The sequence below is a fragment of the Vibrio sp. V15_P4S5T153 genome, assembly GCF_963874485.1.
GTDB lineage: Bacteria > Pseudomonadota > Gammaproteobacteria > Enterobacterales > Vibrionaceae > Vibrio > Vibrio anguillarum.
In genome coordinates, this window is record NZ_CAWNHR010000011.1 from 603,017 (window position 1) to 625,345 (window position 22,329).

Annotated in this window: 23 protein-coding genes; 8 read left to right on the top strand and 15 right to left on the bottom strand. The window is 44.2% G+C overall.

Features of this window, described 5'->3' with window-relative positions; all coding sequences use genetic code 11:
• Positions 1-427: 427 nt before the first annotated feature.
• The 6 genes from AACT42_RS04680 to pspF all read right to left on the bottom strand — a co-directional run bounded on the left by AACT42_RS04680 (position 428) and on the right by pspF (position 6,767).
• Positions 428-1,216: a peptide ABC transporter ATP-binding protein gene (locus tag AACT42_RS04680; RefSeq protein ID WP_013857043.1), complete on the bottom strand. Its 789-nt coding sequence runs from the start codon at positions 1,214-1,216 to the stop codon at positions 428-430.
• Entirely contained in the window at positions 1,213-2,208 is a 996-nt protein-coding gene (locus tag AACT42_RS04685; protein WP_010320232.1) for a peptide ABC transporter ATP-binding protein, read from the bottom strand. The genes AACT42_RS04680 and AACT42_RS04685 overlap by 4 nt, the downstream gene beginning before the upstream one ends.
• Positions 2,208-3,095, bottom strand: coding sequence for an ABC transporter permease subunit (locus AACT42_RS04690; RefSeq protein WP_013857042.1), 888 nt, complete (start codon positions 3,093-3,095; stop codon positions 2,208-2,210). The genes AACT42_RS04685 and AACT42_RS04690 overlap by 1 nt, the downstream gene beginning before the upstream one ends.
• Complete coding sequence (locus tag AACT42_RS04695) at positions 3,082-4,044, bottom strand: ABC transporter permease (RefSeq protein WP_094134201.1); 963 nt, start codon at positions 4,042-4,044, stop codon at positions 3,082-3,084. The genes AACT42_RS04690 and AACT42_RS04695 overlap by 14 nt, the downstream gene beginning before the upstream one ends.
• The gene (sapA, locus tag AACT42_RS04700; protein WP_094168028.1) at positions 4,044-5,663 is read right to left on the bottom strand and encodes an ABC transporter substrate-binding protein SapA; all 1,620 of its coding nucleotides are present in this window, start codon (positions 5,661-5,663) and stop codon (positions 4,044-4,046) included. The genes AACT42_RS04695 and sapA overlap by 1 nt, the downstream gene beginning before the upstream one ends.
• 96 nt (positions 5,664-5,759) lie before the next feature.
• A complete protein-coding gene (pspF, locus tag AACT42_RS04705) occupies positions 5,760-6,767 on the bottom strand; it encodes a phage shock protein operon transcriptional activator (protein ID WP_094133854.1) in 1,008 nt (335 codons plus the stop codon).
• Between the two features lie 232 nt (positions 6,768-6,999).
• Between pspF and pspA the strand changes: the two genes are divergently transcribed.
• The 4 genes from pspA to AACT42_RS04725 are packed head-to-tail and all read left to right on the top strand — an operon-like array spanning position 7,000 to position 8,945.
• The gene (gene pspA / locus AACT42_RS04710) at positions 7,000-7,665 is read left to right on the top strand and encodes a phage shock protein PspA (RefSeq protein WP_094133855.1); all 666 of its coding nucleotides are present in this window, start codon (positions 7,000-7,002) and stop codon (positions 7,663-7,665) included.
• Positions 7,666-7,683: 18 nt separating this feature from the next.
• Positions 7,684-7,917, top strand: a complete 234-nt coding sequence (gene pspB, locus AACT42_RS04715; protein WP_026027627.1) for an envelope stress response membrane protein PspB — start codon at positions 7,684-7,686, stop codon at positions 7,915-7,917.
• Complete coding sequence (gene pspC, locus AACT42_RS04720; protein WP_017043965.1) at positions 7,910-8,299, top strand: envelope stress response membrane protein PspC; 390 nt, start codon at positions 7,910-7,912, stop codon at positions 8,297-8,299. Before pspB ends, pspC begins: the two co-directional genes overlap by 8 nt.
• 55 nt (positions 8,300-8,354) lie before the next feature.
• On the top strand, positions 8,355-8,945 hold the full coding sequence (locus AACT42_RS04725; protein WP_013857035.1) for a DNA-3-methyladenine glycosylase I: 591 nt from the start codon (positions 8,355-8,357) through the stop codon (positions 8,943-8,945).
• A gap of 68 nt (positions 8,946-9,013) precedes the next feature.
• On the opposite strand, the gene AACT42_RS04730 is transcribed toward AACT42_RS04725, so the two are convergent.
• Together AACT42_RS04730 and cls are read right to left on the bottom strand one after the other, a co-directional pair.
• On the bottom strand, positions 9,014-10,210 hold the full coding sequence (locus AACT42_RS04730; protein ID WP_094133856.1) for a cystathionine beta-lyase: 1,197 nt from the start codon (positions 10,208-10,210) through the stop codon (positions 9,014-9,016).
• An 80-nt stretch (positions 10,211-10,290) separates the two neighbouring features.
• Positions 10,291-11,745 (bottom strand): cardiolipin synthase, encoded by a 1,455-nt coding sequence (gene cls, locus AACT42_RS04735; RefSeq protein WP_026028020.1) that lies wholly within the window; start codon positions 11,743-11,745, stop codon positions 10,291-10,293.
• A gap of 336 nt (positions 11,746-12,081) precedes the next feature.
• Between cls and AACT42_RS04740 the strand changes: the two genes are divergently transcribed.
• From AACT42_RS04740 to AACT42_RS04750, 3 genes are all read left to right on the top strand, one after another.
• Positions 12,082-13,425: a sodium-dependent transporter gene (locus AACT42_RS04740; RefSeq protein ID WP_013857032.1), complete on the top strand. Its 1,344-nt coding sequence runs from the start codon at positions 12,082-12,084 to the stop codon at positions 13,423-13,425.
• A gap of 123 nt (positions 13,426-13,548) precedes the next feature.
• On the top strand, positions 13,549-14,244 hold the full coding sequence (locus AACT42_RS04745) for a TIGR01621 family pseudouridine synthase (RefSeq protein ID WP_013857031.1): 696 nt from the start codon (positions 13,549-13,551) through the stop codon (positions 14,242-14,244).
• 11 nt (positions 14,245-14,255) lie between these two features.
• Positions 14,256-15,188 (top strand): class I SAM-dependent methyltransferase, encoded by a 933-nt coding sequence (locus tag AACT42_RS04750; protein WP_094168029.1) that lies wholly within the window; start codon positions 14,256-14,258, stop codon positions 15,186-15,188.
• 75 nt (positions 15,189-15,263) lie between these two features.
• Here the strand turns inward: AACT42_RS04750 and AACT42_RS04755 are convergent, their stop codons facing one another.
• From AACT42_RS04755 to AACT42_RS04780, 6 genes are all read right to left on the bottom strand, one after another.
• Entirely contained in the window at positions 15,264-16,649 is a 1,386-nt protein-coding gene (locus AACT42_RS04755; protein WP_254918703.1) for an EAL domain-containing protein, read from the bottom strand.
• Between the two features lie 263 nt (positions 16,650-16,912).
• Complete coding sequence (locus AACT42_RS04760) at positions 16,913-17,551, bottom strand: CDP-alcohol phosphatidyltransferase family protein (RefSeq protein WP_094133766.1); 639 nt, start codon at positions 17,549-17,551, stop codon at positions 16,913-16,915.
• Entirely contained in the window at positions 17,544-18,191 is a 648-nt protein-coding gene (locus tag AACT42_RS04765; protein ID WP_094133765.1) for an ATP-binding cassette domain-containing protein, read from the bottom strand. The genes AACT42_RS04760 and AACT42_RS04765 overlap by 8 nt, the downstream gene beginning before the upstream one ends.
• Positions 18,157-19,878, bottom strand: coding sequence for an ABC transporter permease (locus AACT42_RS04770; protein ID WP_094133764.1), 1,722 nt, complete (start codon positions 19,876-19,878; stop codon positions 18,157-18,159). The genes AACT42_RS04765 and AACT42_RS04770 overlap by 35 nt, the downstream gene beginning before the upstream one ends.
• Before the next feature lie 20 nt (positions 19,879-19,898).
• Positions 19,899-21,038: an ABC transporter substrate-binding protein gene (locus AACT42_RS04775; protein ID WP_094133763.1), complete on the bottom strand. Its 1,140-nt coding sequence runs from the start codon at positions 21,036-21,038 to the stop codon at positions 19,899-19,901.
• Positions 21,039-21,241: 203 nt separating this feature from the next.
• A complete protein-coding gene (locus AACT42_RS04780; RefSeq protein WP_026028018.1) occupies positions 21,242-21,685 on the bottom strand; it encodes an META domain-containing protein in 444 nt (147 codons plus the stop codon).
• Between the two features lie 165 nt (positions 21,686-21,850).
• On the opposite strand from AACT42_RS04780, the gene AACT42_RS04785 reads away from it, so the two are divergent.
• A complete protein-coding gene (locus tag AACT42_RS04785; RefSeq protein WP_013857474.1) occupies positions 21,851-22,102 on the top strand; it encodes a DUF1289 domain-containing protein in 252 nt (83 codons plus the stop codon).
• Between the two features lie 4 nt (positions 22,103-22,106).
• Here the strand turns inward: AACT42_RS04785 and AACT42_RS04790 are convergent, their stop codons facing one another.
• Positions 22,107-22,316: a hypothetical protein gene (locus AACT42_RS04790; protein ID WP_026027723.1), complete on the bottom strand. Its 210-nt coding sequence runs from the start codon at positions 22,314-22,316 to the stop codon at positions 22,107-22,109.
• Between the last annotated feature and the right edge of the window lie 13 nt (positions 22,317-22,329).

The window sequence follows — 22,329 nt, forward strand, 5'->3', positions numbered from 1 at the left end:
TTTTTGATCTAAAAAATACAGTTTTTTCACTCTGATTTTCAATACAAAATCAGTCAATAGTTATGTCAGAAATGAGGTGGCAGCCTACTACGCAATACTTTTCTATATTCAGGCTTCGTATAACTTTTAGTATGGAAACATATGCCTTCAAAATTTAAAAGAGCATTTGTACTAAACGATTTTGGAGAAAAACTATTTTAGCAACACGCATCTATCATCATAAATGAAATACTCTCAACGCTAACGAAACTAATTCCCTCCCCTTTTAGGGGAGGGTTAGGGTGGGGTGAACACTGTCAATCCTCCCCTTCAACAGGAGGGCTAGGGTCTGAACACCCCCTCCTAACCTCCCCCTAAAAGGAGGAGGAACAGTACTGTATCTGAATCGTTCACACGATATTGTCTTCCGACATTAAATACAGAGCGGCTATTTAAAGCTGGGCGCTTTGTTGAAGTGGCTCTCAATCATTCTTTGAGTGATGGGATGAGTTGGATTAGACAATACTTCTTGTGTGTCACCCGATTCGACTACTTCACCCTCGTGCATCACCATAATTTTGTCAGTAATGTGTTTTACAATACCAAGGTGTTGAGATACATACACAAACGAGACACCCATCTCTTCTTGCAGTTCTAGAAACAAGTTAATCATCTGTGATCGCATTGCCATGTCTAACCCGTTTAATGCTTCATCAGCCACAATGATCGACGGTTGTAGAATCAGTGCTCGTGCCAAGCAAATCCGCTGTTTTTGCCCGGTGGCGAGCATTTGCGGGTAGAAGTAGGCGTGCTCTGGCAATAACCCAACGCGCAATAGCGTATCTTTCACGCGCTTCATGCGAGCTTCAGGTGGCATATTGGTGTTTCTTTTGAGCGGCCCTTCTAGAATACGACCAATTTGAATTCTTGGGTTGAGCGATGTGTTCGGATCTTGAAAAATCATTCGAATCAGCTTACAGCGCGTGGAGTAATCCTTGTGTTCCAATAACTCTCCATTAACGCGTATCTCGCCAGCAGAGGGTTCAACCATCCCCGCAAGCATTCGTGCCAATGTCGATTTACCAGAACCATTTTGGCCAATAAAACCAATAGTTTGCCCCGCTTCTAACGTAAAGCTGACCGGTTTGACCGCATGCTGAATTTTCTTGCGAAATAGACCTGAACGAGTAATGAAATCTTTAGTTAACCCGTTCACTTCTAATAATGATGCACTCATGACTGTTGCTCCATATTGAGTGGGAAATGACAGGCAAACTTATGATTTTTAATACGTTGTGGATACGGTATTTCAACGCATTGGCGCTGAGCATAGGGACAGCGAGGCCCCAATCTGCAACCAATCGGTAAATGTTGCAAGGGTGGAATGGAACCCGGTAAGGATTGCAATTTTTCTTTATGCGGGATCCAATCACTAAAATCAGGCATCGCTTTCAGTAGTGCGGCCGTATAAGGGTGTTTGGGTTCACTCAATATTTTCTGGGTATCGGCTGACTCAACAGACTGACCGCAGTACATCACTGTAATACGGTTAGCCCATTGGGTAATGGTGGTTAAGTCGTGGCCAATCAATAGAATCGTGGTGTTATTGACCTGATTCATCCGGCTGAGCAGGCGCAATATCTGTGATTGGGTAATGGGGTCCAAATCGTTCGTTGGTTCATCAGCAATCAAAATTTTTGGTTTGGTTGCGATAGCCATCGCAATCATCACTTTCTGACACTCACCATCAGTTAGCTCATAGGGGTAGCTACTCATGATGCGAGCGTGCTCTTTGATTCCTACTTTATGTAAAAGGGCAATTGCTTGTTTTTTACGCCATGTAAAACGCTGCCACCATTTGCCTTCAAATGTGCGCGATGGAATAGATTCAATCAGTTGTTTTCCCACTTCATCTGAAGGGTCTAAGCAGGTTGACGGTTCTTGAAAAATCATCGCGATGTCGCGGGCAATCACTCGCCGGCGTTCGCGCGGCGTCAGCTGAAGTAGATCAATGTTACCTAAGCGCATGCGGTCGGCGGTGATGGTCCAATTATCTTTGCATATTCCTACGATGGCTTTAGCCACCAAGCTTTTTCCTGATCCAGATTCTCCCACCAATCCGCGAATTTCGCCTTCGTTCATGGTTAAGCTCATGCGATCGACGGCTTTTACCATGCCTTGTGGCGTATCAATTTCGATGGTGAGATGGCGAATATCTAATAATGGCATTATTCCACCCCTGCATTCAGAGCTTGTCGTACACCTTCACCGACTAAGTTGATGATGATCACCGTAAACATAATCGCTAAACCGGGGAGAGTGACTGTCCACGGTGCGAGGTAAATCAGCTCAACTGAATCACCTAAGATGGTGCCCCATTCGGTGCTTGGTGCTTGAGCACCCAAACCAAGAAAGCCCAAAGCGGTGATGTCTAAGATGGCAATGGATAACGCGAGTGTTATTTCGTTGGCGATGACAGCAAGTACATTGGGTAAAATGGAGTTCCACAACAGATAAAAGTCATTGGCACCATCTAAACGTGCGGCGAGGATATAGTCTTTTTCTACTTCGTTGTGTACGGCAATATACACCGAACGAACAAAGCGAGGGATGAGTGCCAAACCAATCGCAAGCAAAATATTGAACTCGCCAAAACCGAGCAGTGCCACAAAAATAATGGCAAGCAGCAATGATGGAATCGACATGACGGTGTCGAGTAAGTGGTTCAATGTACTGGACAATAATCCTTTGGTCATGCCTGCCATGATACCGATAAAACAGCCGATCACAGCTGCGATAGCGGTGATTAAAATAGCGGCAGCGAAGGTGTATTGGGTACCATCAATCAACCGTGACAAGATGTCTCGGCCTAAATCGTCGGTACCTAAGAAAAATTCGACAGTACCTGCAGGATCCCAAGAAGGCGGTATTAACAGGTTGCTCGTTTGCAACTGTGGATCATGAGGGGCTATCCAAGGAGAGGTGAGGGTAATCAACACAATGAGTCCTAAGCACCACAAGCCAAACATTGCCAAACTGTTATTGCGGTAGCTGCGCCAAAACCGCTCAAACTGAGTCGGAATATGCTCTTCCTGATAAATGTTATTTGTTAGCATACCATTCCTTTCTTACCAGCGGGTTAACCATAGCGCCAATCAAATCAGACAGAATGTTTGCTGTGAGAACGAGCGTACCAACTACGATCACGCCGGCTTGAATGGAGACATAATCTTGGTTAGATAAGGCATCGAGCAGCCAACGGCCAATTCCTGGCCAGTTGAAGATGGACTCAGTAATAATGGCGAGCGTTAACATACTTGATAGCTGAACCCCGAATTTAGGAATAATAGGTGGAATTGCATTTCTCAGCACATGAGCAGTCACAATTTCGTAGTGACTTAAGCCCTTAATTCGAGCGGCGCGTATATAGTTTTGAGCCATCACATCGGCTACCGAAGAGCGCATCAGGCTTACCACTTGTGTCGTCGGTGCTAGAGCCAGCACCAAACAGGGCAAAATCATATGTTCAATAACACTTTGCAAAGCATGGGCACGGTAGGTGCCTTCAGCGAAAAAAGCATCGATTAACGCAAAACCAGTTACGTGTTCTACTTGATAGAGTAGATCATAACGTCCTGACACGGGAAGCCATTCATAGTGAAGAGAAAAGACCATGATCATCAGTAGAGCCACCCAAAATAGCGGGGCTGAATAGCCGGACATTGACGTGAAGGAGATGACGGTATCAATCCATTTACCTTGCTTCATTCCTGCGAGCGTACCAATAGGGAGACCAATTAACAAAGAGAGAGTAAATGCGATGAGGCATAACTCCAGCGTTGCTGGAAAGACCATCGCCAGTTCGTCCACAATCGGGACACCACTGTGATTGACGCCAAAATTGAGTTGCAGTAGTTGCCCTAAATAGGTTGACCAACCTGACCAGAAACCATGGTCCATTAGAGGCGAGTGGGGATCTAAGCGCAGCAGCGCAAACCCGACCATAGTCAAAATGAGTAACGTGATAATAAATAAGTTGAGCCTACGTACCGTATATAAAAACACTATTCGATCCTCTCAACCGTATTGAATGGCTGTACATTAAACGGACTGAGTTTAAAGCCTGTTAGCGTCTTATTGTACGCTTTAAATTGCATGCCGTGTGCCAGTGGGATAACTGGGAACTCTTCGTTTAAAATATTTTGCGCCTGTTTGTATAAGTTGAGGCGATAGCGCGGCTTGTCTACTTCCAAGGCCAAATCGAGTAGAAAATCGAAATCACTATTACACCACATCGAGGTATTGAGCCCCGAACGTTCTGAATTACAAGAGAGCAGTGGACGCAAAAAGTTATCTGGGTCTGCGGTATCGCCATTCCAACCGGTTAAAATCAGATCAGCGTTAGCGTGCTGGATCAAATTTGAGCGATCGAGACGGTCTTGGGTGATGATATGCAATGTAATACCAATGTCAGCCAAGTTCGCATTAATTAGCTCAGCAGTTTTACGTGGACTTGGGTTATAGGCATGAGGCTCTGAAGGGACTGACATCGTCAATTCCAAATTGGCGTAATAGCCGGCCTCTTTAAGTAATGCGATCGCGTAATTACGATCATAGCGAATGTGAACGTTGTCTTTTTGGTAAGCCCAAGATGACGGCGGCAGTAGGTTATAAGCAATACTCCCTGTACCGTAATAGACCGAGTCCAAAATATTTTGGCGGTTGATCGCGAAATTAAGCGCTTTACGCACGCGAACATCACTGAGTGCAGGATGAGATGTGTTTACAGCAATAAACGAGACGTTCATTGCTGGTTTGGCATTCAGTTTGATTTCTGCTTGCTGTTTGATGATCGGGATCTGGCTTGAAATCGGCGAGCTAAGTACGTCACACTCATAGCGTAGTAGTTTGGCGAGTGTACCAGTCCCTCTGTTTGACACATCGAATACGACTTGCTCCATCTTCGCCACGCCATTCCAATAAGCACCATGACGACGGAGGCGGATAAGGTCATTCACTTTAAATTCGTCTAGATAAAAAGGTCCTGAGCCAACAGGATGACTGTCGATCATGCTTTTTTCATCTTCAATCACTAATTGATTAGCATACTCATAAGAGAGTATGACAGCGTGACTGGTGGCGATATTGGATAAAAAAGAGTTGTCGGGACGACTAAGGGTAAATTTAACCGTGAGATCATCCAGAGCGTGAACATCGATCAGCAAGTTTTTGAAATCAATACCCGCAAACCATGGGTAGACGCCACTATTAACGTAATGAAACGGGTTGGTTGGGTCAATGATTCGACGAAAGCTGAAGACCACATCATCGGCATTAAGAGCGCGAGTCGGTGTAAACCAAGCGGTTGATTGAAATTGAACTCCATCGTTTAGCTTGAATGTATACTCTGTACCCTGTGGATTCACTGTCCAACTCGTGGCCAGACTTGGTATCGGTTGTAAGGTTTCTGAATCCAATTGCAACAGCGTGTCGTAAATCTGTGGGCTGAGAGCTTCAGACGTAATGCCGCTCTCAACCAATTGTGGGTTAAAAGTGGTGGGATTGCCGTGACCACAATATACGAATCCGCTCTGGCGAATTTTACTATGGTCAATTTGTTCGCTACAGCCTATCAGTAGGCTAAAGCTGCATATTCCTAGTGCGAATCGTATCAATGTTTTCATAAAGAGAAATAACTGTGAGAAGTAGGGCAAACAAAGCTAATCATTATGCCTCAAAATCCTGATAATCTACCATTTTTTGTTGATCTAAACCTAGGGTTAATCATCATTGCTGCCGACGAGTTGATATTTTCTCACCATACCTCTCAATTGGTGGTAGCTCAAGCCGAGTAATTCTGCAGCTTGTCTTTGATTAAACTTACTGGCATTGAGCGCGGCACTCAGTAGTTGTCTATCCTGATCCTCCTGCCACATTTTGTAATCCATCGGAAATTCAAAGCCAGTGGTGTAAGTATGGCGCTCTGTGGAGAGATTGCCAGTAAGGTCATCTGGTTTGTGCCACTCATTAGCAAAAGGGTTAAAAACCAAGTTTTCAATCGGATGGGAGGCCGTTCCATGTTGATAGACAGCACGCTCCACGACATTTTTAAGTTCACGCACATTTCCCGGCCACAAGTAGTGTTGAAGCTGATCTGCCGCTTCTGCACTAAACCCGACAAAGAGCGCTAAGTTCAGTTCACGGCACATCTTAATCGCGTAATACTCAGCAAGTGGCATAATATCTTCTTTTCGCTCTCTTAGCGGTGGAAGCTGGATCACATCAAAGGCCAGTCGGTCGAGTAAGTCAGCTCGAAACTTTCCAATTTCAGCTAATTGTGGAAGATTAGCATTGGTTGCACAGACGATACGGACATTCGCATTAAGCCGTTGGCTACCGCCGACACGTTCGTAATGTCCATATTCAATCACTCGGAGTAGTTTCTCTTGCACAGCAAGCGGCGCGGTGGCGAGCTCGTCCAAAAAAAGAGTTCCACCTTCCGCCCGTTCAAATCGTCCTTGGTGACGTCCTTTGGCTCCGGTAAACGAGCCTGATTCATGACCAAAGAGCTCAGAGTCAATTAACCCTTCACTCAAGGTTGAACAGTTTAACGAAACCAGTGGTTGGTCCCAACGTTTGGAAAGATAGTGTAAGCGCTGAGCGATTAACTCTTTGCCCGTTCCCCGCTCGCCAATAATTAATACCGGCCTATCAATCGGTGCAAGCTTAGAGACTTTATCCAGTACCGATAAAAATTGAGGCGCTTCACCCAGTAAGTTTTGTTGCATGTTCACTCTCCACACTGTGATTGAAAGGGTGGTTAAATTCACCAAATCTTGGCGAAAATCATCATAGCACAGTAATCATCATTCTATGAGATATTGCCTAATCTATTGATTATCAATGAATTTATATATGGCATGAAACTTGGTTATCTCTTCTCGTCTTAAACGTTTTGAGCGATTCAAAATGGCTCACCAATAACTACATCGTCATGAACAACTAATCAGGAGATTGAACATGGGTATTTTTTCTCGTTTTGCCGATATCGTAAACTCGAATATCAGTGCACTGTTAGATAAAGCGGAAGATCCTGAAAAGATGATCCGCTTAATCATCCAAGAGATGGAAGACACCTTGGTGGAAGTACGCACCAATTCGGCCAAAGCTATTGCGGATAAGAAAGAGCTCGCGCGTAAAGTGGATTCTATGGCCTCTCATATTGAAGATTGGCAACAAAAAGCGACCTTGGCGCTTGCTAAACAGCGTGAAGATCTCGCTCGCGCTGCTTTAATTGAAAAAAAGAAATTGCAAGAAATGCAGAAAGGCTTGCACACTGAACAAACCTTGGTAGAAGAAACTATCGATAAATTGACTGGGGAAATCGGTAAGTTAGAGGCCAAAATTGCCGAAACACGGGTGAAGCAACAAGCTTTGGCACTTCGTAGCCAAACTGCGCACAACCGTCGTGATGTGCAACGTCATTTGCATACTAGCCGTACTGATGAAGCGATGGCGAAGTTTGAACAGTACTCGCGTAAAGTCGATGAACTTGAAGCTGAAGCCGATCTCTACGCTATGTCCGGTAACGCTAAGTCACTCGACCAAGAATTTGCTGAACTTCAAGCGCAAGATGAAATTGAACAAGAGCTAGCAAAACTGAAACAGCAAATGGACAAAAACTAATAACGAGGAGTGGCATATATGTCATCATTTTTTATCGCAGGTCCACTGATTGTCTTTTTGATTTTTGTTGCACCGATATGGCTTTTTCTGCATTACAGAGGTAAACGACATAGCAGCAACTCATTGTCACAAGAGGATTTAGAGCGGATTAAAGCGTTATCTGAAAAAGCGGAAAAACTGCAAAGCCGTGTTGAAACCCTTGAACGCATCTTAGATGCTGAATCACCGACTTGGAGACAAAATCATGGCTAGCCGCGAGCTCTATAAAGATCCGGTCAACGGTAAAATAGCTGGCGTATGCGCTGGGCTTGCTAATTATCTTGGGTTAGAAGTTTGGTTGGTGCGTATATTGGTCATCTCGGCGGCACTACTCGGTGGCGGTTTTTTAGTGCTTTTAGCTTATATGGCTTTGATGCTGATGTTAGAAAAGCAGCCTACTCAGTATGTTGAAACGCTAAAAGCCCAACGCGAACATACATTGAAGAATAAGCCTTGGGAGCAAGGACAAACCGCCGAAGCTTTGCTGGCGACATTGGATCAAGATTTAACTCAAGTGGATCAGAAAATCCGGAAAATGGAGGCTTATGTCACCTCTGAAGCATTTAAAGTCAATCGTGAGTTTAATCAGCTTTAAAAAGCAAAGCTAGGGCACGTAGGTTTGCAGTGTCATTGTTCAACTGACACCGCAAATGAAGGTAAGGGTAAGGAAACAAAAAATGAAGCATCATACAGAAATGACTTGTGCATGGGCGATGAATCACCCTTTAGAGCGCGATTATCACGATAATGAGTGGGGCATTCCCGTTTACGATGATGTCAAGTTGTTCGAATTTTTGACGTTAGAAGGTGCGCAAGCTGGGCTGAGCTGGATTACGATTTTGAAAAAGCGCGAAGGTTATCGCTTAGCCTTTGACGGTTATGATCTTGAAAAACTGGCTCAGTACGACGAAACGCGGGCACCTTACATTATCGAACATTTCGATGTGGTGAAGCACAAAGGAAAAATTGCCTCTGTCTATTCCAATGCACGAGCGGCTTTACTGTTGCAGCAAGAGTATGGTTCCTTATCCAAAGCATTGTGGCAGTTTGTGGATGGTCAACCAGTGCTCAATCATTGGCAGCAGATGAGTGATATCCCTACATCGACGCCCACGTCTAAGGCGATGAGCCAATTTCTAAAGAAAAAAGGCTTCAAGTTTATTGGCGAAACGATTTGTTATGCTTTTATGCAGGCGGTGGGTATGGTGAACGATCATTTGGCTGATTGCCCCAAGCGTTAATTTTTCAGGGTAACCTAATATGCAAAAGGCCGCTTAAGATTCAGCGGCCTTTTGGTCTTCCGCTCATATTATGCACGCAGAGCAAGCTGTGCACTGTAGCGTTCTAATCCCGCTTTTAGATCAGCGATCAGATCGTCTACATCTTCAAGACCAATATGTACTCGAATCAGTGTACCTGCAAAGTGCGGGTGTGCGACGGTTCTTAAATTATCAAAGCTTTTGGGTTCATTAGCTAAAATCAAGCTTTCAAATCCACCCCATGAAAAGCCCATACTAAAATGTTGCATGCCATCGAGCAAAGCCGTCGTAGCTTTTGTATCACTGCTCTTTAATACAAATGAAAACAGCCCGTTACCACCAGTGAAATCACGCTGATAAAACTCATGTCCAGGACAAGTCTCTAGCGCAGGATGGCGAACATGATCCACTTCAGGTTGTTCTGCTAACCAGTGCGCAATGGTTAAGCTATTTTGAGCATGCTGACGTAAGCGAACATCTAACGTTCTTAGCCCTCGTAGCCCTAAATAAGCGTCATCAGGTGAGACACATTGCCCCATTAAATAGCTTTGCTCTCGCAATTGATCCCAGCATTTTTCATTGGCAATCGCTGTTCCTAACATCACGTCTGAGTGGCCAACAATGTATTTTGTCGCCGCTTGGATCGAAATATCAACACCATGTTCAAAAGGTGAAAAGTTCACGCCCGCCGCCCAAGTGTTATCCAGCATGACAATGATGTCATGTTCATGTGCAACCTGCGCTAAGGTTGGGATATCTTGCACTTCCATCGTGATCGAACCGGGTGATTCAGTGAACAACACTTTGGTATTGGGTTGGATCAAAGTACGGATCCCTTCACCTATGGTCGGTGGGTAGTAGGTCGTTTCTATGCCCATTTTTTTCATGATTTTTTCACAAAAATCACGAGTAGGTTCATAGCAAGTGTCGACCATCAGAATATGGTCACCCGTTTGCACAAAGGAAAGAATACTATTGGCAATGGCGGCCGCACCGCAAGGGAAAAGCGCGCAACCGACGCCACCTTCAATTTCCACCATTGCTTCTTGGAACGCAAAGTGCGTATGAGTACCACGGCGTCCATAAAAGAGTGTTTTATTAGCCCGATTGACAGTGGCCTGATTTTTTTCAGCCACACTATCAAATACAACGGTAGAGGCGCGCTGAATAGGTGGGTTGACAACGCCATTGGTCCACTTTTTACTACGACCCGCATTGACCAACAGTGTTTTTTTACCTTCTGACATCCGAAATCCTTGTCTGGGAGAGAGTTCGTTATTTAAAACATGGAGTTGCCTAGCTTGGCAACCCCAGTCAGATAAAAAGTTTATAGCAGAGGGTTAAACAGATAGAACAATCGTTCAAAAAACCTATGATACAGTGGGCGTTGCTCCCATATTGGTAGCTCAACCAAGTGAGATTGTTCTATATAGTGTTGCTGTAGCCAGTTCATTTCCTGAGTGAAGGATTGGTCTTCAATCGCGAGCGTGACTTCAAAATTGAGCCATAGGCTGCGCATATCGATATTCACTGTACCGACAAGACAGAACTGGTTATCGATCACGACGGATTTAGTGTGCAGCAAACCACCGTAGAATTCGTATATTTTCACCCCTGCTTCCAGTAGCTCACCATAGAATGCGCGAGATGCCCATTTGACCATCAATGAGTCATTTTTATGTGGAATAATGATCTCAACATTGATACCGCGCTGAGCGGTCATTTTTAGCGTTGCTAATAGGTCTGCACTAGGTACAAAGTAAGGGGTAGTGATCCTAACGGATTGGTTTGACTGATTAATAGCCAGTGTTAACACTTGGGAGATTAAGTTTTCTGGCATACCAGGGCCTGAGGGGACAACCTGTACTGGATGATGGGGTTGATCCGGGCCAATTGTACATTCTGGTTGTGCTGGTAACATACGTGTTCCCGTTTCCACCTCCCAATCCCAGCAATGTACTGCGGACAGCACATTGACCGCAGGACCAGTGATCCGCACCATGATATCGACCCATTGACCCACACCGGAGTTTTGTTTGAAATAGGCCGGGTCAACCAAATTCATCGAGCCTGTGTAGGCAATTTTATCGTCGATAACAATGATTTTACGATGTTGGCGTAGGTCTAAGCGGCGTAAGAACATCCGCCACGGGCTCACTTCTAACGCTTGGACGACTTCAACTCCTGCGTCTTTCATCATGGTATACCAATGACTTTTGAAGAAGCGGGGGCTCCCTGCGGAATCAAGCAGCAGCTTAACGTGCACATCCCGTTTGGCCGCTTGGATCAGAGCCGACGCAACCGAATCCGCCAATCCACCTGGGTGCCAAATATAAAATACCATTTGAATACTGGTGTGAGCTTGTTCAATGTCGGCAATGATGGAATGCAGAATTTCGTTAGGGGAGGTTTGCAGTGATAACGTATTACCACTTAAGGCCGGAATCCCCATACGGTGGTTACACAGTTCATCAATTTTATAAATTTGAGCACCCATTCCCTCAGGGGCATGAGCCTGGCAATCGTTAAGCTGTCTAAACCAATCACCAAATGGAGCAAACATTTCCTTGGCACGCTCTGCACGCTTGCGCCCTAAATTTAGCTCACCAAAAAGAAAATAGCAGATCACTCCCACAATCGGAATGATATAAATCACCATCAGCCAAGCCAGAGAAACACTCACCGCTCGGCGTTTCAATACAACGCGTAGCGTGACTGCGGCGACCAAAAACCAATAGAGTGCGATGCCTGCTAAAGTAAGAACGTGGTAAACCTTGTCCATGCCATTAATCTTGTCGATAGAATAAGTCACGATAGTAAAGGGAAAGGGAAAAGTAAGGAAGTTTATCGCGTGAATAATATGAAAATAGTAACAGATGAATCGTGTTACTAAAGTGATCATAGCAGTTTAAAAAAATGATCTGAGGATAAAAAAGCAACAATTGAACTATAAAACTACGGTCTGATCCACGATTTATATCGTTCGGACTTCCAATTTTAATCTCAAACTGTTTTACTTGCCACCATCTCAGTGCGACTAAAAATTATAACTTGTGTAATTAAAAGTTTACACTCACTTTTAGCACTGCCTAACAAACACAACATTGGTAAATAGTTTATGGCGAGTAGTTCAAGAGGTCATTTCTCATCGAGACTTGGTTTTATTATGGCGGCTGCAGGTTCTGCGGTTGGCCTAGGGAATGTGTGGGGTTTTCCGACCAAAGCGGCAAGTAATGGTGGCGCGGCATTTTTAGTGATTTATTTGGCGATGGTATTCTTGCTGGCGTTTCCAATGCTGGTTGCGGAATTGACGATCGGGCGACATGGACAATCTAACCCCATCGCTTCTTTAAGAAGTATCTGGACCAAAAATCGTGCGGCGGCGGCACTGTTTGGCATTATCGCGATGATTGCCTCATCGATGATCCTCAGTTTTTACTCCATTCTTGCCGGATGGCTTATGGGTTTTGCGGCATCCCCTATATTAGGCCTGTTGGGTTTACAGACGGCGGCCGATTGGTTAGTGAATTTTAGCGGCTTACGCAATGTTTTACTGGCTCTCGCATTTTCTTTGCTCACTATTTATGTTGTGCGAAAAGGTGTCGCGGACGGCATTGAAAAATGGTCTACCCGTTTGATGCCAGTGCTTTTTATTCTATTCGGCGCCATGATTGCTTATATCTTTACCCAAGATGGGGCAATGGAAGGATTGAAGATGTATTTGATCCCTGATATTGCGCACATCACTCCCAGTTTATTAGTAGACGCAATGGGGCAAGCTTTCTTTTCTCTCTCTTTAGGCGTTGGAGCGATGATCGTTTATGGCTCATATCTTAAGAAAGATGTTAATTTGCCAAAAACAGCGGCGCAAGTCGCGGCGATTGATACAGGAGTGGCGTTTGCAGCAGGCCTTTTGATTCTCCCAGCAATGTTTGTGGCTAAAAATCATGGTGTCGAAATTTTTGATGATGCAGGCAACTTGATGAGTTCGGGCGATTTAGTCTTCACCGTGCTGCCTGCGATGTTTGATAATATGGGCAGTGCGGGGGTGTTGCTCGGCTTTGGTTTCTTCATTTTGATGGTTATCGCAGCGCTAACTTCTTCAATTTCTATGCTAGAAGTACCAGTATCTTGCGCGCAAGATGAACTAAAAATGACTCGTAGCCAAGCAACATGGATGATCGGTGGAGCCATTGCGCTGCTGAGCATCATCATTTCCCTTAACTTTGGGGCGTTATTTAACCTAGTGGCTAACGTCTCGACCGTCTATATGCAACCTTTATTAGGTGTGGTTTGGGCTATTGTGGTGGGTTGGGTTTGGCATCGTAATAAATTGCTTGATGAGATCAAACAAGGTAACCCAGACATTGCACAAAGCCTATTCTGGAAAATTTGGCCATGGTACGTGCGTTTTGTTTGCCCCGTGGCGATTTTAATGGTCTTTGCTTATTCATTAATTTAGCGCATTCCTAAGGCTCTCATCCGAGAGCCTTTTTATCATCCTACGGCCTTGAACCTTGCATTTATTGGTATCTGCGTTGTTTAACGCTATACTCAGCCGCCTATTCTGCAGTTAGTGATTCACATGTTTGATATTCTTTATACTCACAACGATTTTCTCATCATCAACAAGCATCCCAATGTTTCTGTGCACAAAGATGACGGGGATACAATGCTGCTGCAAGAAGTGGGTAAGGTTTCAGGTGATGGCCAGCTCTACTTAGTTCATCGGTTGGATAAAATGACGTCCGGCATTTTATTGCTTGCCCGCCACCAAGCTGCGGCCAGTGAGTTGTCTAAAAACTTTGCAGCAAGGGAAGTCGAGAAATTCTATCTTGCCATTGGCAGTAAAAAGCCTAAAAAGAAACAGGGTTTGATAAGCGGTGATATGGAACGCTCTCGACGTTCGTCATGGAAGTTAGTAGCGACACAAAATAACCCTGCAGTAACGCAGTTTTTTTCCTGCTCTGCTGAGCCGGGTGAACGTCTCTTTTTATGTAAACCTTTTACCGGGAAAACCCACCAAATTAGGGTTGCTTTGAAATCACTAGGCTCTGCGATTGTCGGTGACCCGATTTATCATTCTCATGATGATTCTGATAGAGGCTATCTACACGCTTTTGCGTTACGTTTTTGCTATCAGGATCTGTGGTATCAATTTATCTGCGACCCACGCAATCAAGTAGCGATGGGGCAGAAATGGAACTCAGACATTGTTAGCCAAGGGATTGAATCTTGGTTAACACCTTGGAATCTAGTTTGGCCGAAAGTAAACAAATGACAGAACAAACAATGCAACGCTCAGCGCTTCCTCACTTTTTTACCCATATTGAGCAGCAGCTCTCCTGCAATACAGGTGAAATTCGCCGCTTATTTCATGGCCGAGGTCGTCAGTGGCCAGGTCTAGAACAGCTCACTTGTGACTGGTTGCAAGGGCAGTTGGTCGTCAACTTATTTAAAAGTGTCGAAGAGGACTTTCTCGCGGAGTTAAAAGCGGGTTTGTCGCACCTAACAACCCGTCCGTTATGGCTAGAAAAGCAAGGTCGTTGTGTTTTACTTCAGCATCGATATGCCGATGGCGCGCCTTCAGAAACAGTATGGGGAGAATTAGAGCCTTTCCCTGTGGTGGTCGAAAATGGCTTAAAGTACCAATTGAGCATTGGGCGTAACCAGAATTTTGGTCTGTTTTTGGATATGCGCTACGGCCGTGAGTGGGTTTCATCTCACGCTAAACATAAAAATGTACTGAATCTATTTGCCTATACTTGCGGTTTTTCAGTAGCGGCTATTGCTGGTGGTGCTGACCAAGTTGTGAATGTCGATATGGCCAAAGCATCACTGGCTAAAGGCCGTGAAAACCATCAATTAAATGGCCACAATCTCAATTCAGTGAAGTTTCTTGGACATGATATTTTCAAGTCTTGGGGAAAAATCAAAAAATCAGGGCCATATGATCTGATTATTATTGATCCTCCTTCGTTTCAAAAAGGCAGCTTTGCGCTGACTAAAGATTATCAACGTATCTTACGCCGTTTACCAGAGTTGTTAGAACAAGGCGGCGAAGTGCTTGCATGCGTTAATTCACCAGCCGTAACCTGCGACTTTTTAATCGAAGGGATGAAGGTGGAAGCGCCATCACTTACTTTTCAAGCTCGCCTAGAAAACCCACCAGAGTTTGAAGATATTGATCCGCAAGCCAGCCTGAAAGCACTGATTTTCTCCTAAGTAGAATGGAGACTAGGTAAGATCACGCCATAATAAAGTTGGTTATGGTGTGATTTCTCCCGACTTCAGGAATTATTAATTTTGCAAAATATGTTCAATCGGTGAGGGTTTAGAATAGATGAATCCTTGGATAAGATACACAGCACGAGTAGCAAGATAATCAACTTGGTCTCCGCGTTCAACGCCTTCAGCAATAATTTCAATATTAGCTTCTTGCGCTGAGAGAATAATGGAATTGAGTACCTTTATTTTTAAGTCGTCAGTTCCAATCGTATCAATAAACATTTTGTCTATTTTAATACAAGAAATACCAAGATTTTGTATATATGAGTAACCACCGTAGCCTGTACCAAAATCATCAATTTTGAATTTATAGCCTTTTGCCATAAGATGAGATAGTGCCCTACCTGCATTTTCAATATTAATAAATGGCGTTCTTTCTGTTATTTCAAAATGAATCTGTTTGGTGGTCGGCCAATTGAGTTCTTCTAGTGTTTCTGCTAAGCCACCACTTTCAATATGGGCAGGCACGATATTGATACTCACCCATTGCTGCACATCGAATTGTTCTAAATCATCAATTACTTTTCTTATGATTTGATTCGTTATCTGCATGATTAAAACGGATGTTTCCGCCGGACCAACGAACTCATTTGGTGGAACCATCTCCTTGCCTTTGCACCAACGAACTAAGATCTCATAGCCAATAACTCTCTCTTCTCGGCTATCAAGAATGGCTTGGTAGTAAGGGATGAATTGTTTATCTTTGATGCCTTTAAGAATTAATCCTTGAATTGAGTTTCTATAATTTCTGAACTTTAAATAAAAAACAGATAATAAGATGCCAATTGCTAGCGCAATGGGATAACCCCAATGTATTAATTGGTAGTAAAGATATTGCTTGAATTCTTTACCAGCAGAGAGTGTTTCTTGAATATCAAACTCTTTTATGGTGTAACTAATGGTTGTGATGTGGTCTTGGTAAGCGATCTCTTTATTGCCTCGACTCATTCTCAATCCATTTAAACTAGGCGATAAATAATGAAAATTTAATAAAAAGCAATTTATACAATCACCTTTTAATATCTCTTCTTGCCAGCTACTGTCTAATATCCAAAAAATTCGATTACCTTCTTTTTGATAATAAATAAGTAACTCTTTTTCCGTATTAAAAAGTGCGGGAGTGGTGGACATGTAAAACCCTGAAGAGAGGTCATAGGCTTTTAACTCATCCGAAAGTTGTAATGGGAAACCGACAGTCGAGCAGCTACGCCCGTCTTTGTTGACAACCGCGATCATTCTGATAAATCGGTTGTAGTACTTGGAATCACGAATTAATGACATATCGCTTGCTTGGCATTCATAATTTATCTGAGCGACTTGATCTAAAATCATATCATTTAAGCTCTGAGCTCTATTGGCCAAGTAAAGATTGACGGTATCGAGTTTGCTTTCCAGCACATAGCGTGTCAACGGATTGATTAATATCGGGATGGCTAACGAAAAAATAAGAGTCGGGATCAGAAAGAGTAAGATCGCTATTTTAACGGGTCTGGTCAAAGTCATCAATGCAACCTTAGGCATCGTTATGCCACTGCGCTAGTAAGTGCGCAGTTTAGCATGCCACTGGTTCAATTGATGAAAATTTCGAAGAGTTATACGATTACCCAATGTATTACATTATCTGGATTTGAAGCCGTAGTTCGAAGCCAAAAGTGATAGCGCTAATCATGGTTGTATTCTTGACGTGAGTGAGTGTTAGAGAGTGTTTGAAATCCAGAATAAATGCGGGTAATGGTGGTGAACCAGCATGCGCAGCCGAATAGATAAGCTATCAATGCAAAATGTTGAGGAAAAAGACAAAACAGGACGAAACAAGCAATCGTTTCCGTACCCTCAGTCAAGCCTGACATGTAATACAGTGATTTATTCTTGTAGATAGGGCTGTGGATGTTTCGCTTGCTGGCCATCACGGCGAAGGCAAGAAAGCTGCTTCCCGTACCGATAAAAGAAAAGATCAAAAAGGCGCCAGCTACCGCATTGTGCTCAGGTGAAGCCAGCACAAAACCAAACGGGATGAGCGAGTAAAACAGAAAATCTAAACTGATATCGAGAAATCCTCCCGCATCGCTGACCCCTTGAATTCTTGCCAACGCACCATCAAGGCCATCTGCTATCCGGTTTAGTATGATGAAAATTAATGCCAGCGTGTACTGCGAGAAAGCAAGTGCAGGAAGTGCACAGCAACCTAAAGCAAAACCCCAGAGTGTCGTTTGGTTCGCTGTAATGCCTAAGCGATGAAGCTCTTGAGCTGTTTTCTCTAGTGGCCAACGAATGATTTTGACACTAAATCGATCAAGCATGTGCGCTCTCCCATGAGCAGGTTAAAATGCGGCTGTTAGGCGGAACATCGTCTTTATCGTGCGTGACCATCAAGGTCGGAATGCCTTCGGCGACCAGTTGATTGAAGACCCAATCCCTAAATTGGATCCGCAGTGCTTTATCTAACTTACTAAATGGTTCATCCAATAGTGCCAGTTTAGGTTGAGCCAGTAGCATGCGAGCCAAGCTAATACGTGCTCGCTGCCCCCCAGATATCTGTTCTGGGTAAGCATTGGCAAGATGTTCGAGAGAAATTTTCTGTAATGCTTTTTCTGCTTGAGACTGCCGTTCATGGCCTTTTACCGAGTTGGGTAAGGCAAAAGCCAAATTTTGCCAAACCGTTAGATGTGGGAAGAGCAGATCATCTTGAAATAAAATACCGACTTGCCGCTGATGTGCAGGCCGCAAAGTGATGTCGACATCGTCCAGTATGACTCTGCCTTGGAAGCTAAAATCCCTCCCCAAATGACCCGCAATTACATTAAGTAGCGTTGATTTTCCGCAGCCGCTCGGCCCCATTAAGCTAACAATTTCACCAGGGGAGATGGTGATATTTAAATCCGATAAGAGAGCTTCACCATTTTGTTTATGGATGGCGAGGTTTTCGAGGCAGAACGTCATGAGTAATGGCTTCCTTACGGGCAGTTTTTTTAACGATAGGGTTCATGGTACGGCGATGAGTTTGCAGGCGGCTGATCACAATCGCCAAGGTGAAAAAAATTAAAGGCAGTAGGGCTTGCCAAATGGCATAGATGGCGGTGACTCTGCGGTCAAAGCCACTCGAGAGTGCAACGGCTTCGGTAGTAATAGTAGCGATCCTTCCTGCGCCGAGCATCAAAGTCGGCAAATATTGCGCTAAGCTCACACTCATTCCAACCGCTGCCGCGTAAACGATGGCTGGTAAGAGTTGCGGCGTTTTAATTTGCCAAAATACTTGCCACGGCGTTTTTCTTAAACTTAACGCTGCTTTAGTCAGGTTTTGATTGTAGCTTTTCCACGGGCCATCCAAAGCAAGATAGACAAAAGGAAAGGCGAAAAATACATGTGACCATGTAACCCAAAGCCAATACTGATCGCTGGCTAAAAAGAGTGTGGCGATCTGCATGCCAAATAACAGTGAAAGCTGAGGAATGAGCATTGGCAAGGCGATCAAATAACTGGGTAAATGTCGCTGATATTTGAGCTTATACTCATGAGCGAGTAGAGATAACACCAGCGCAATCACAGTGCTGAATAGCGCTAATTGTACGCTTTGATAAATGGTTGGTGCGATATTCAACCATTCGTTGTCCCAAAAACGGGTACTGAACTGGCTGGGCCATAAATCTGGAAAGCGCCAACGTTGTGCAAAACTCCAGATCACCATTAAAGGCAACATCAGCAGAGATAAGGTAATGATGAATAAAAACAGTGATTTTCCTGGCAAGGAAAGCGCATAGCGGCCTGAGTATTGCCAGCGTTTGTAGTGTTGCGTGGAACACTTTTCGATGAAGAGAACGATCAATAACATGGCGCTGGCAAGTATAAACAACAGAACGGCGCCAGCGGCGGCGCGAGGAATTAAGGCTAAGTTAGGGTCACTAAACCACTGCCATACCAATACTGCAAACGTTGGTGGATTATTGGGGCCTAAAATGAGTGCCAAATCGACAACGGATACGCCGTAGGCAATCACGGCAAAGAGGGCAAACCGCAGTTTATTTAACCACTGTGGGAAGATCACTTTTAGCCATAGTTGGGGTTGAGAATAACCCAGCGAAGCTGCTGCTTGTTGCAGTTTATCAATGTTTAATTGCTGCAAAATGGGGATGCTCATCAGCAGTAAAAAAGGAACTTCTTTAAGTGCTAACGCTAAGGTTAATCCGACTGCGTAAGGGTTGCGTACTAAAAGTGAAGCGCCATCTCCCATGAATGAGGTTCCAAACAGATGATACAAAAGGCGATCCGTCATGCCGCTTGGTGAGAATAAAAAAGCAAAACCAATGGCAAAAGCGACGTGAGGCATAGCCAGTAACGGTGATAAAGCGTTCTCTACTTTTGACCAGTGACGGCTGTGCCACAATGATTGCAATATCACAAAGCAGATCGCCGCGGCGAGATAGGTACTGATTAACGCAGAACCTATGCTAAGTAGTAGAGATTGCCCGACTCCCGACCATTGTAAGATGGCGATGTAGCCATCTAGAGAAAAGTGGTGCAAGCCAACGGGAGGAATATAGCCCAATGAGGAGAGTATGACCCCAAGTAGGCCGGGAACAACTGGGGCAATACAGATGACAATAATCAGCAAATAGCTTGCTCTAAACATCGGGCTTTATCTCAGTCTCTTTAGTGGCCGTAGCGTTGTTGCCATTCGGCTTCAAGCGCCGTTTGCCAGCTTGGATGTGGCTCGGCGATTGATTTAAACAGCTGAGTTTTCTTGGCGCTGCCACTTAAGAACTCATTTTGTAATACCGATGGATCTCCCCAAATGGAAAGATCACCTTTACGAGATTGTGCTTCCGGACTGAGTAAGAAATTGATCGCAACCAATGCGCCTTCTTTGGCGCTCGCATTCCAAGGAATGGCGAGAAAATGAATGTTAGAAAGAGCCCCTGTTTCAAACGCGTAGGAGCGGGTAGAGGCCGCTAGCGTTCCATTTGCTTGAGCGGAAAAAACAGCATTGGGGTTAAAGTTGATGGAAAGATCAAGCTGACCATCATCAAGTAATTGCAGCATTTGAGCAGAGCCGCTGGGAAACTGCTTGCCTTGACGCCAGGCCACAGGATGAAATTCATCAAGATAGCGCCAAAGAGGTGCTGTCACTATGGCAAAATTTTGTTCATCCACAGGCTTAGACAGTGCAACATCGTTCTCTGTTAGTTCAATCAATAAGGCTTTAAGGAAACTGGTGCCATGAAACTCTGGAGGACGAGGGTAACTAACACGATTCGGAAACGCCTTTGCGTAGCTCAACATTTCTGAAAATGAACGGGGTGGGTTATTGAGCTTTTCCTGATCGTAAATAAACACCAGTTGTCCTACACCCCAAGGCGCTTCAAGGCCAAGAGTCGGCTCTGAAAAATCTTGATCGATCGGCAGTGAGGAATCAACATATTGCCAGTTAGGTAAACGCTCCGTAAATGGATCATACAGTAAACCATTATTTTTCATGGACTTAAAGTTTTCACCATTAATCCATACTAGATCGACACTGCCATTATTATTTTTAGCGGCCGCCTTTTCTGCAATAAGCCGTGTTGTTGTCTCGGCAATATCGGTCACTTTCACCTGTTTTAACTCGATACCGTAGCGATCTTGAAGCTCGTTGCCTGCCCAGCGGATGTACTCATTAATCTCTTGGCTGCCTCCCCACGCGTGAAAGTAAACGGTTTGTCCTTTAGCTGCATCTGTGGTTTGTTGCCAAGTTTGCGCTGACGCGGAAAATGCGAAGGCACACGTGCAGAGTAAGGTGATGAGCTTTTTCATAATTATCCTTAAAGATCGCTTTATTCAGTGACTTAGTGAATAGACCGGAGATATTTCCATGTTCATTCATTATGAACGAAAAAAAACAAAAGATCTGAATTGGTAAGAAAAAGCAGAAGTCGCAGATAGGTGAATGATGTGTGAGGTGGTCTACGGAAATGGCAGCCTGATGGAAAAGACTGCCATGAGAAGAATGACTGAAATTAATTTACCCAATCACGTAAAGTAAAGGTGAGCGTGTGAACCTCATTTTTAAGCGTTAGGCTATCTTTAGTCAGGTTGATCTCGCTCCAATCTGACAATGTTTGAGAAAACGCCTGCTCGGTATCCATGACATCACCGATACACATCATCATGGTCATGCCCATTTTTTCGATGCGGAATTGGTTGTCTTTTAGCTCAGCTTGCCCAAAAAAGTTATTGCAACCTGCGTTACCGCTAGCCATCATCTTTTCGCCGATTTCTAATCGCGGTGCTTTTTGTTTGTCATTATTGACCACGTCCTTGCCATCAATTTGCACTAGTTGCCAATTGTGATGCTGCAAATCTTGAGCGGTGATGCTTTCTACATCACCATTACTTGCACAGGCACTCACCAATACAGGTAGAGAAATTGCGGCTAGCCATTTTTTTGAACTAAACTTCATCGTATTAGACCCCAGAATTTGGAAAACGCGCACAGTATATAAAATTGAGTACTGTTTTTGTCAGTATAAGGTGATTGTTTTATATGCGTCACAGTTTGCAATCAGGAAGTGACACACGTTACTCTTATGTGGCGGACATTAAATTGGAAAAATAATTGAGTAACCATGGAGCAACTCGAATTTTTTAAAGTGCTGAGCCCTTGTATCGGTGTATGTTCAGTTGATGACAAAGGTTATTGCCAAGGCTGTATGCGTAAAAGGGAAGAGCGTTTTAACTGGCTCTCAATGACTGCTGCGCAGCAACTGCATGTCATAAAATTATGCCAACAGCGCTATAAGCGGAAAAAACAGAAACAACAAGCGCAAAACAAAGCAGATTCCGAGCCAGAAACGAACCCGCAGCGCGATCTGTTTTAATCAATTACTTCATTCCCCAAAAATCACTGACCCAACCACCAGCATGTTCATCAAAATGATTACCGTGAAAACGTTTATTCACATCGGGTTGTTCCATGTTGGGTTTTTCTGTCAGAAGCTGTTGAATATAGTTCGCCATTGGATCCGTACGTTGGTGCCGCGTTACAACATCTTTTATCAGTTGTAATCGATAAGTGGAACTTGCGCGTTTCATTTCTATAACCTCC

Excerpts from the sequence above, each read along its gene's own strand:
- AACT42_RS04740 (WP_013857032.1), top strand. The coding sequence starts at position 12,082 with ATGGCGAGTAGTTCAAGAGGTCATTTCTCATCGAGACTTGGTTTTATT.
- AACT42_RS04775 (WP_094133763.1), bottom strand. The coding sequence starts at position 21,038 with ATGAAAAAGCTCATCACCTTACTCTGCACGTGTGCCTTCGCATTTTCC.
- cls (WP_026028020.1), bottom strand. The coding sequence starts at position 11,745 with ATGGACAAGGTTTACCACGTTCTTACTTTAGCAGGCATCGCACTCTAT.
- AACT42_RS04770 (WP_094133764.1), bottom strand. The coding sequence starts at position 19,878 with ATGTTTAGAGCAAGCTATTTGCTGATTATTGTCATCTGTATTGCCCCA.
- AACT42_RS04765 (WP_094133765.1), bottom strand. The coding sequence starts at position 18,191 with ATGACGTTCTGCCTCGAAAACCTCGCCATCCATAAACAAAATGGTGAA.
- AACT42_RS04785 (WP_013857474.1), top strand. The coding sequence starts at position 21,851 with ATGGAGCAACTCGAATTTTTTAAAGTGCTGAGCCCTTGTATCGGTGTA.
- pspA (WP_094133855.1), top strand. The coding sequence starts at position 7,000 with ATGGGTATTTTTTCTCGTTTTGCCGATATCGTAAACTCGAATATCAGT.
- AACT42_RS04690 (WP_013857042.1), bottom strand. The coding sequence starts at position 3,095 with ATGCTAACAAATAACATTTATCAGGAAGAGCATATTCCGACTCAGTTT.
- AACT42_RS04730 (WP_094133856.1), bottom strand. The coding sequence starts at position 10,210 with ATGTCAGAAGGTAAAAAAACACTGTTGGTCAATGCGGGTCGTAGTAAA.
- AACT42_RS04680 (WP_013857043.1), bottom strand. The coding sequence starts at position 1,216 with ATGAGTGCATCATTATTAGAAGTGAACGGGTTAACTAAAGATTTCATT.
- AACT42_RS04780 (WP_026028018.1), bottom strand. The coding sequence starts at position 21,685 with ATGAAGTTTAGTTCAAAAAAATGGCTAGCCGCAATTTCTCTACCTGTA.
- sapA (WP_094168028.1), bottom strand. The coding sequence starts at position 5,663 with ATGAAAACATTGATACGATTCGCACTAGGAATATGCAGCTTTAGCCTA.
- pspB (WP_026027627.1), top strand. The coding sequence starts at position 7,684 with ATGTCATCATTTTTTATCGCAGGTCCACTGATTGTCTTTTTGATTTTT.
- AACT42_RS04745 (WP_013857031.1), top strand. The coding sequence starts at position 13,549 with ATGTTTGATATTCTTTATACTCACAACGATTTTCTCATCATCAACAAG.
- pspF (WP_094133854.1), bottom strand. The coding sequence starts at position 6,767 with ATGCAACAAAACTTACTGGGTGAAGCGCCTCAATTTTTATCGGTACTG.
- AACT42_RS04750 (WP_094168029.1), top strand. The coding sequence starts at position 14,256 with ATGCAACGCTCAGCGCTTCCTCACTTTTTTACCCATATTGAGCAGCAG.
- AACT42_RS04790 (WP_026027723.1), bottom strand. The coding sequence starts at position 22,316 with ATGAAACGCGCAAGTTCCACTTATCGATTACAACTGATAAAAGATGTT.
- AACT42_RS04685 (WP_010320232.1), bottom strand. The coding sequence starts at position 2,208 with ATGCCATTATTAGATATTCGCCATCTCACCATCGAAATTGATACGCCA.
- pspC (WP_017043965.1), top strand. The coding sequence starts at position 7,910 with ATGGCTAGCCGCGAGCTCTATAAAGATCCGGTCAACGGTAAAATAGCT.
- AACT42_RS04760 (WP_094133766.1), bottom strand. The coding sequence starts at position 17,551 with ATGCTTGATCGATTTAGTGTCAAAATCATTCGTTGGCCACTAGAGAAA.
- AACT42_RS04725 (WP_013857035.1), top strand. The coding sequence starts at position 8,355 with ATGAAGGTAAGGGTAAGGAAACAAAAAATGAAGCATCATACAGAAATG.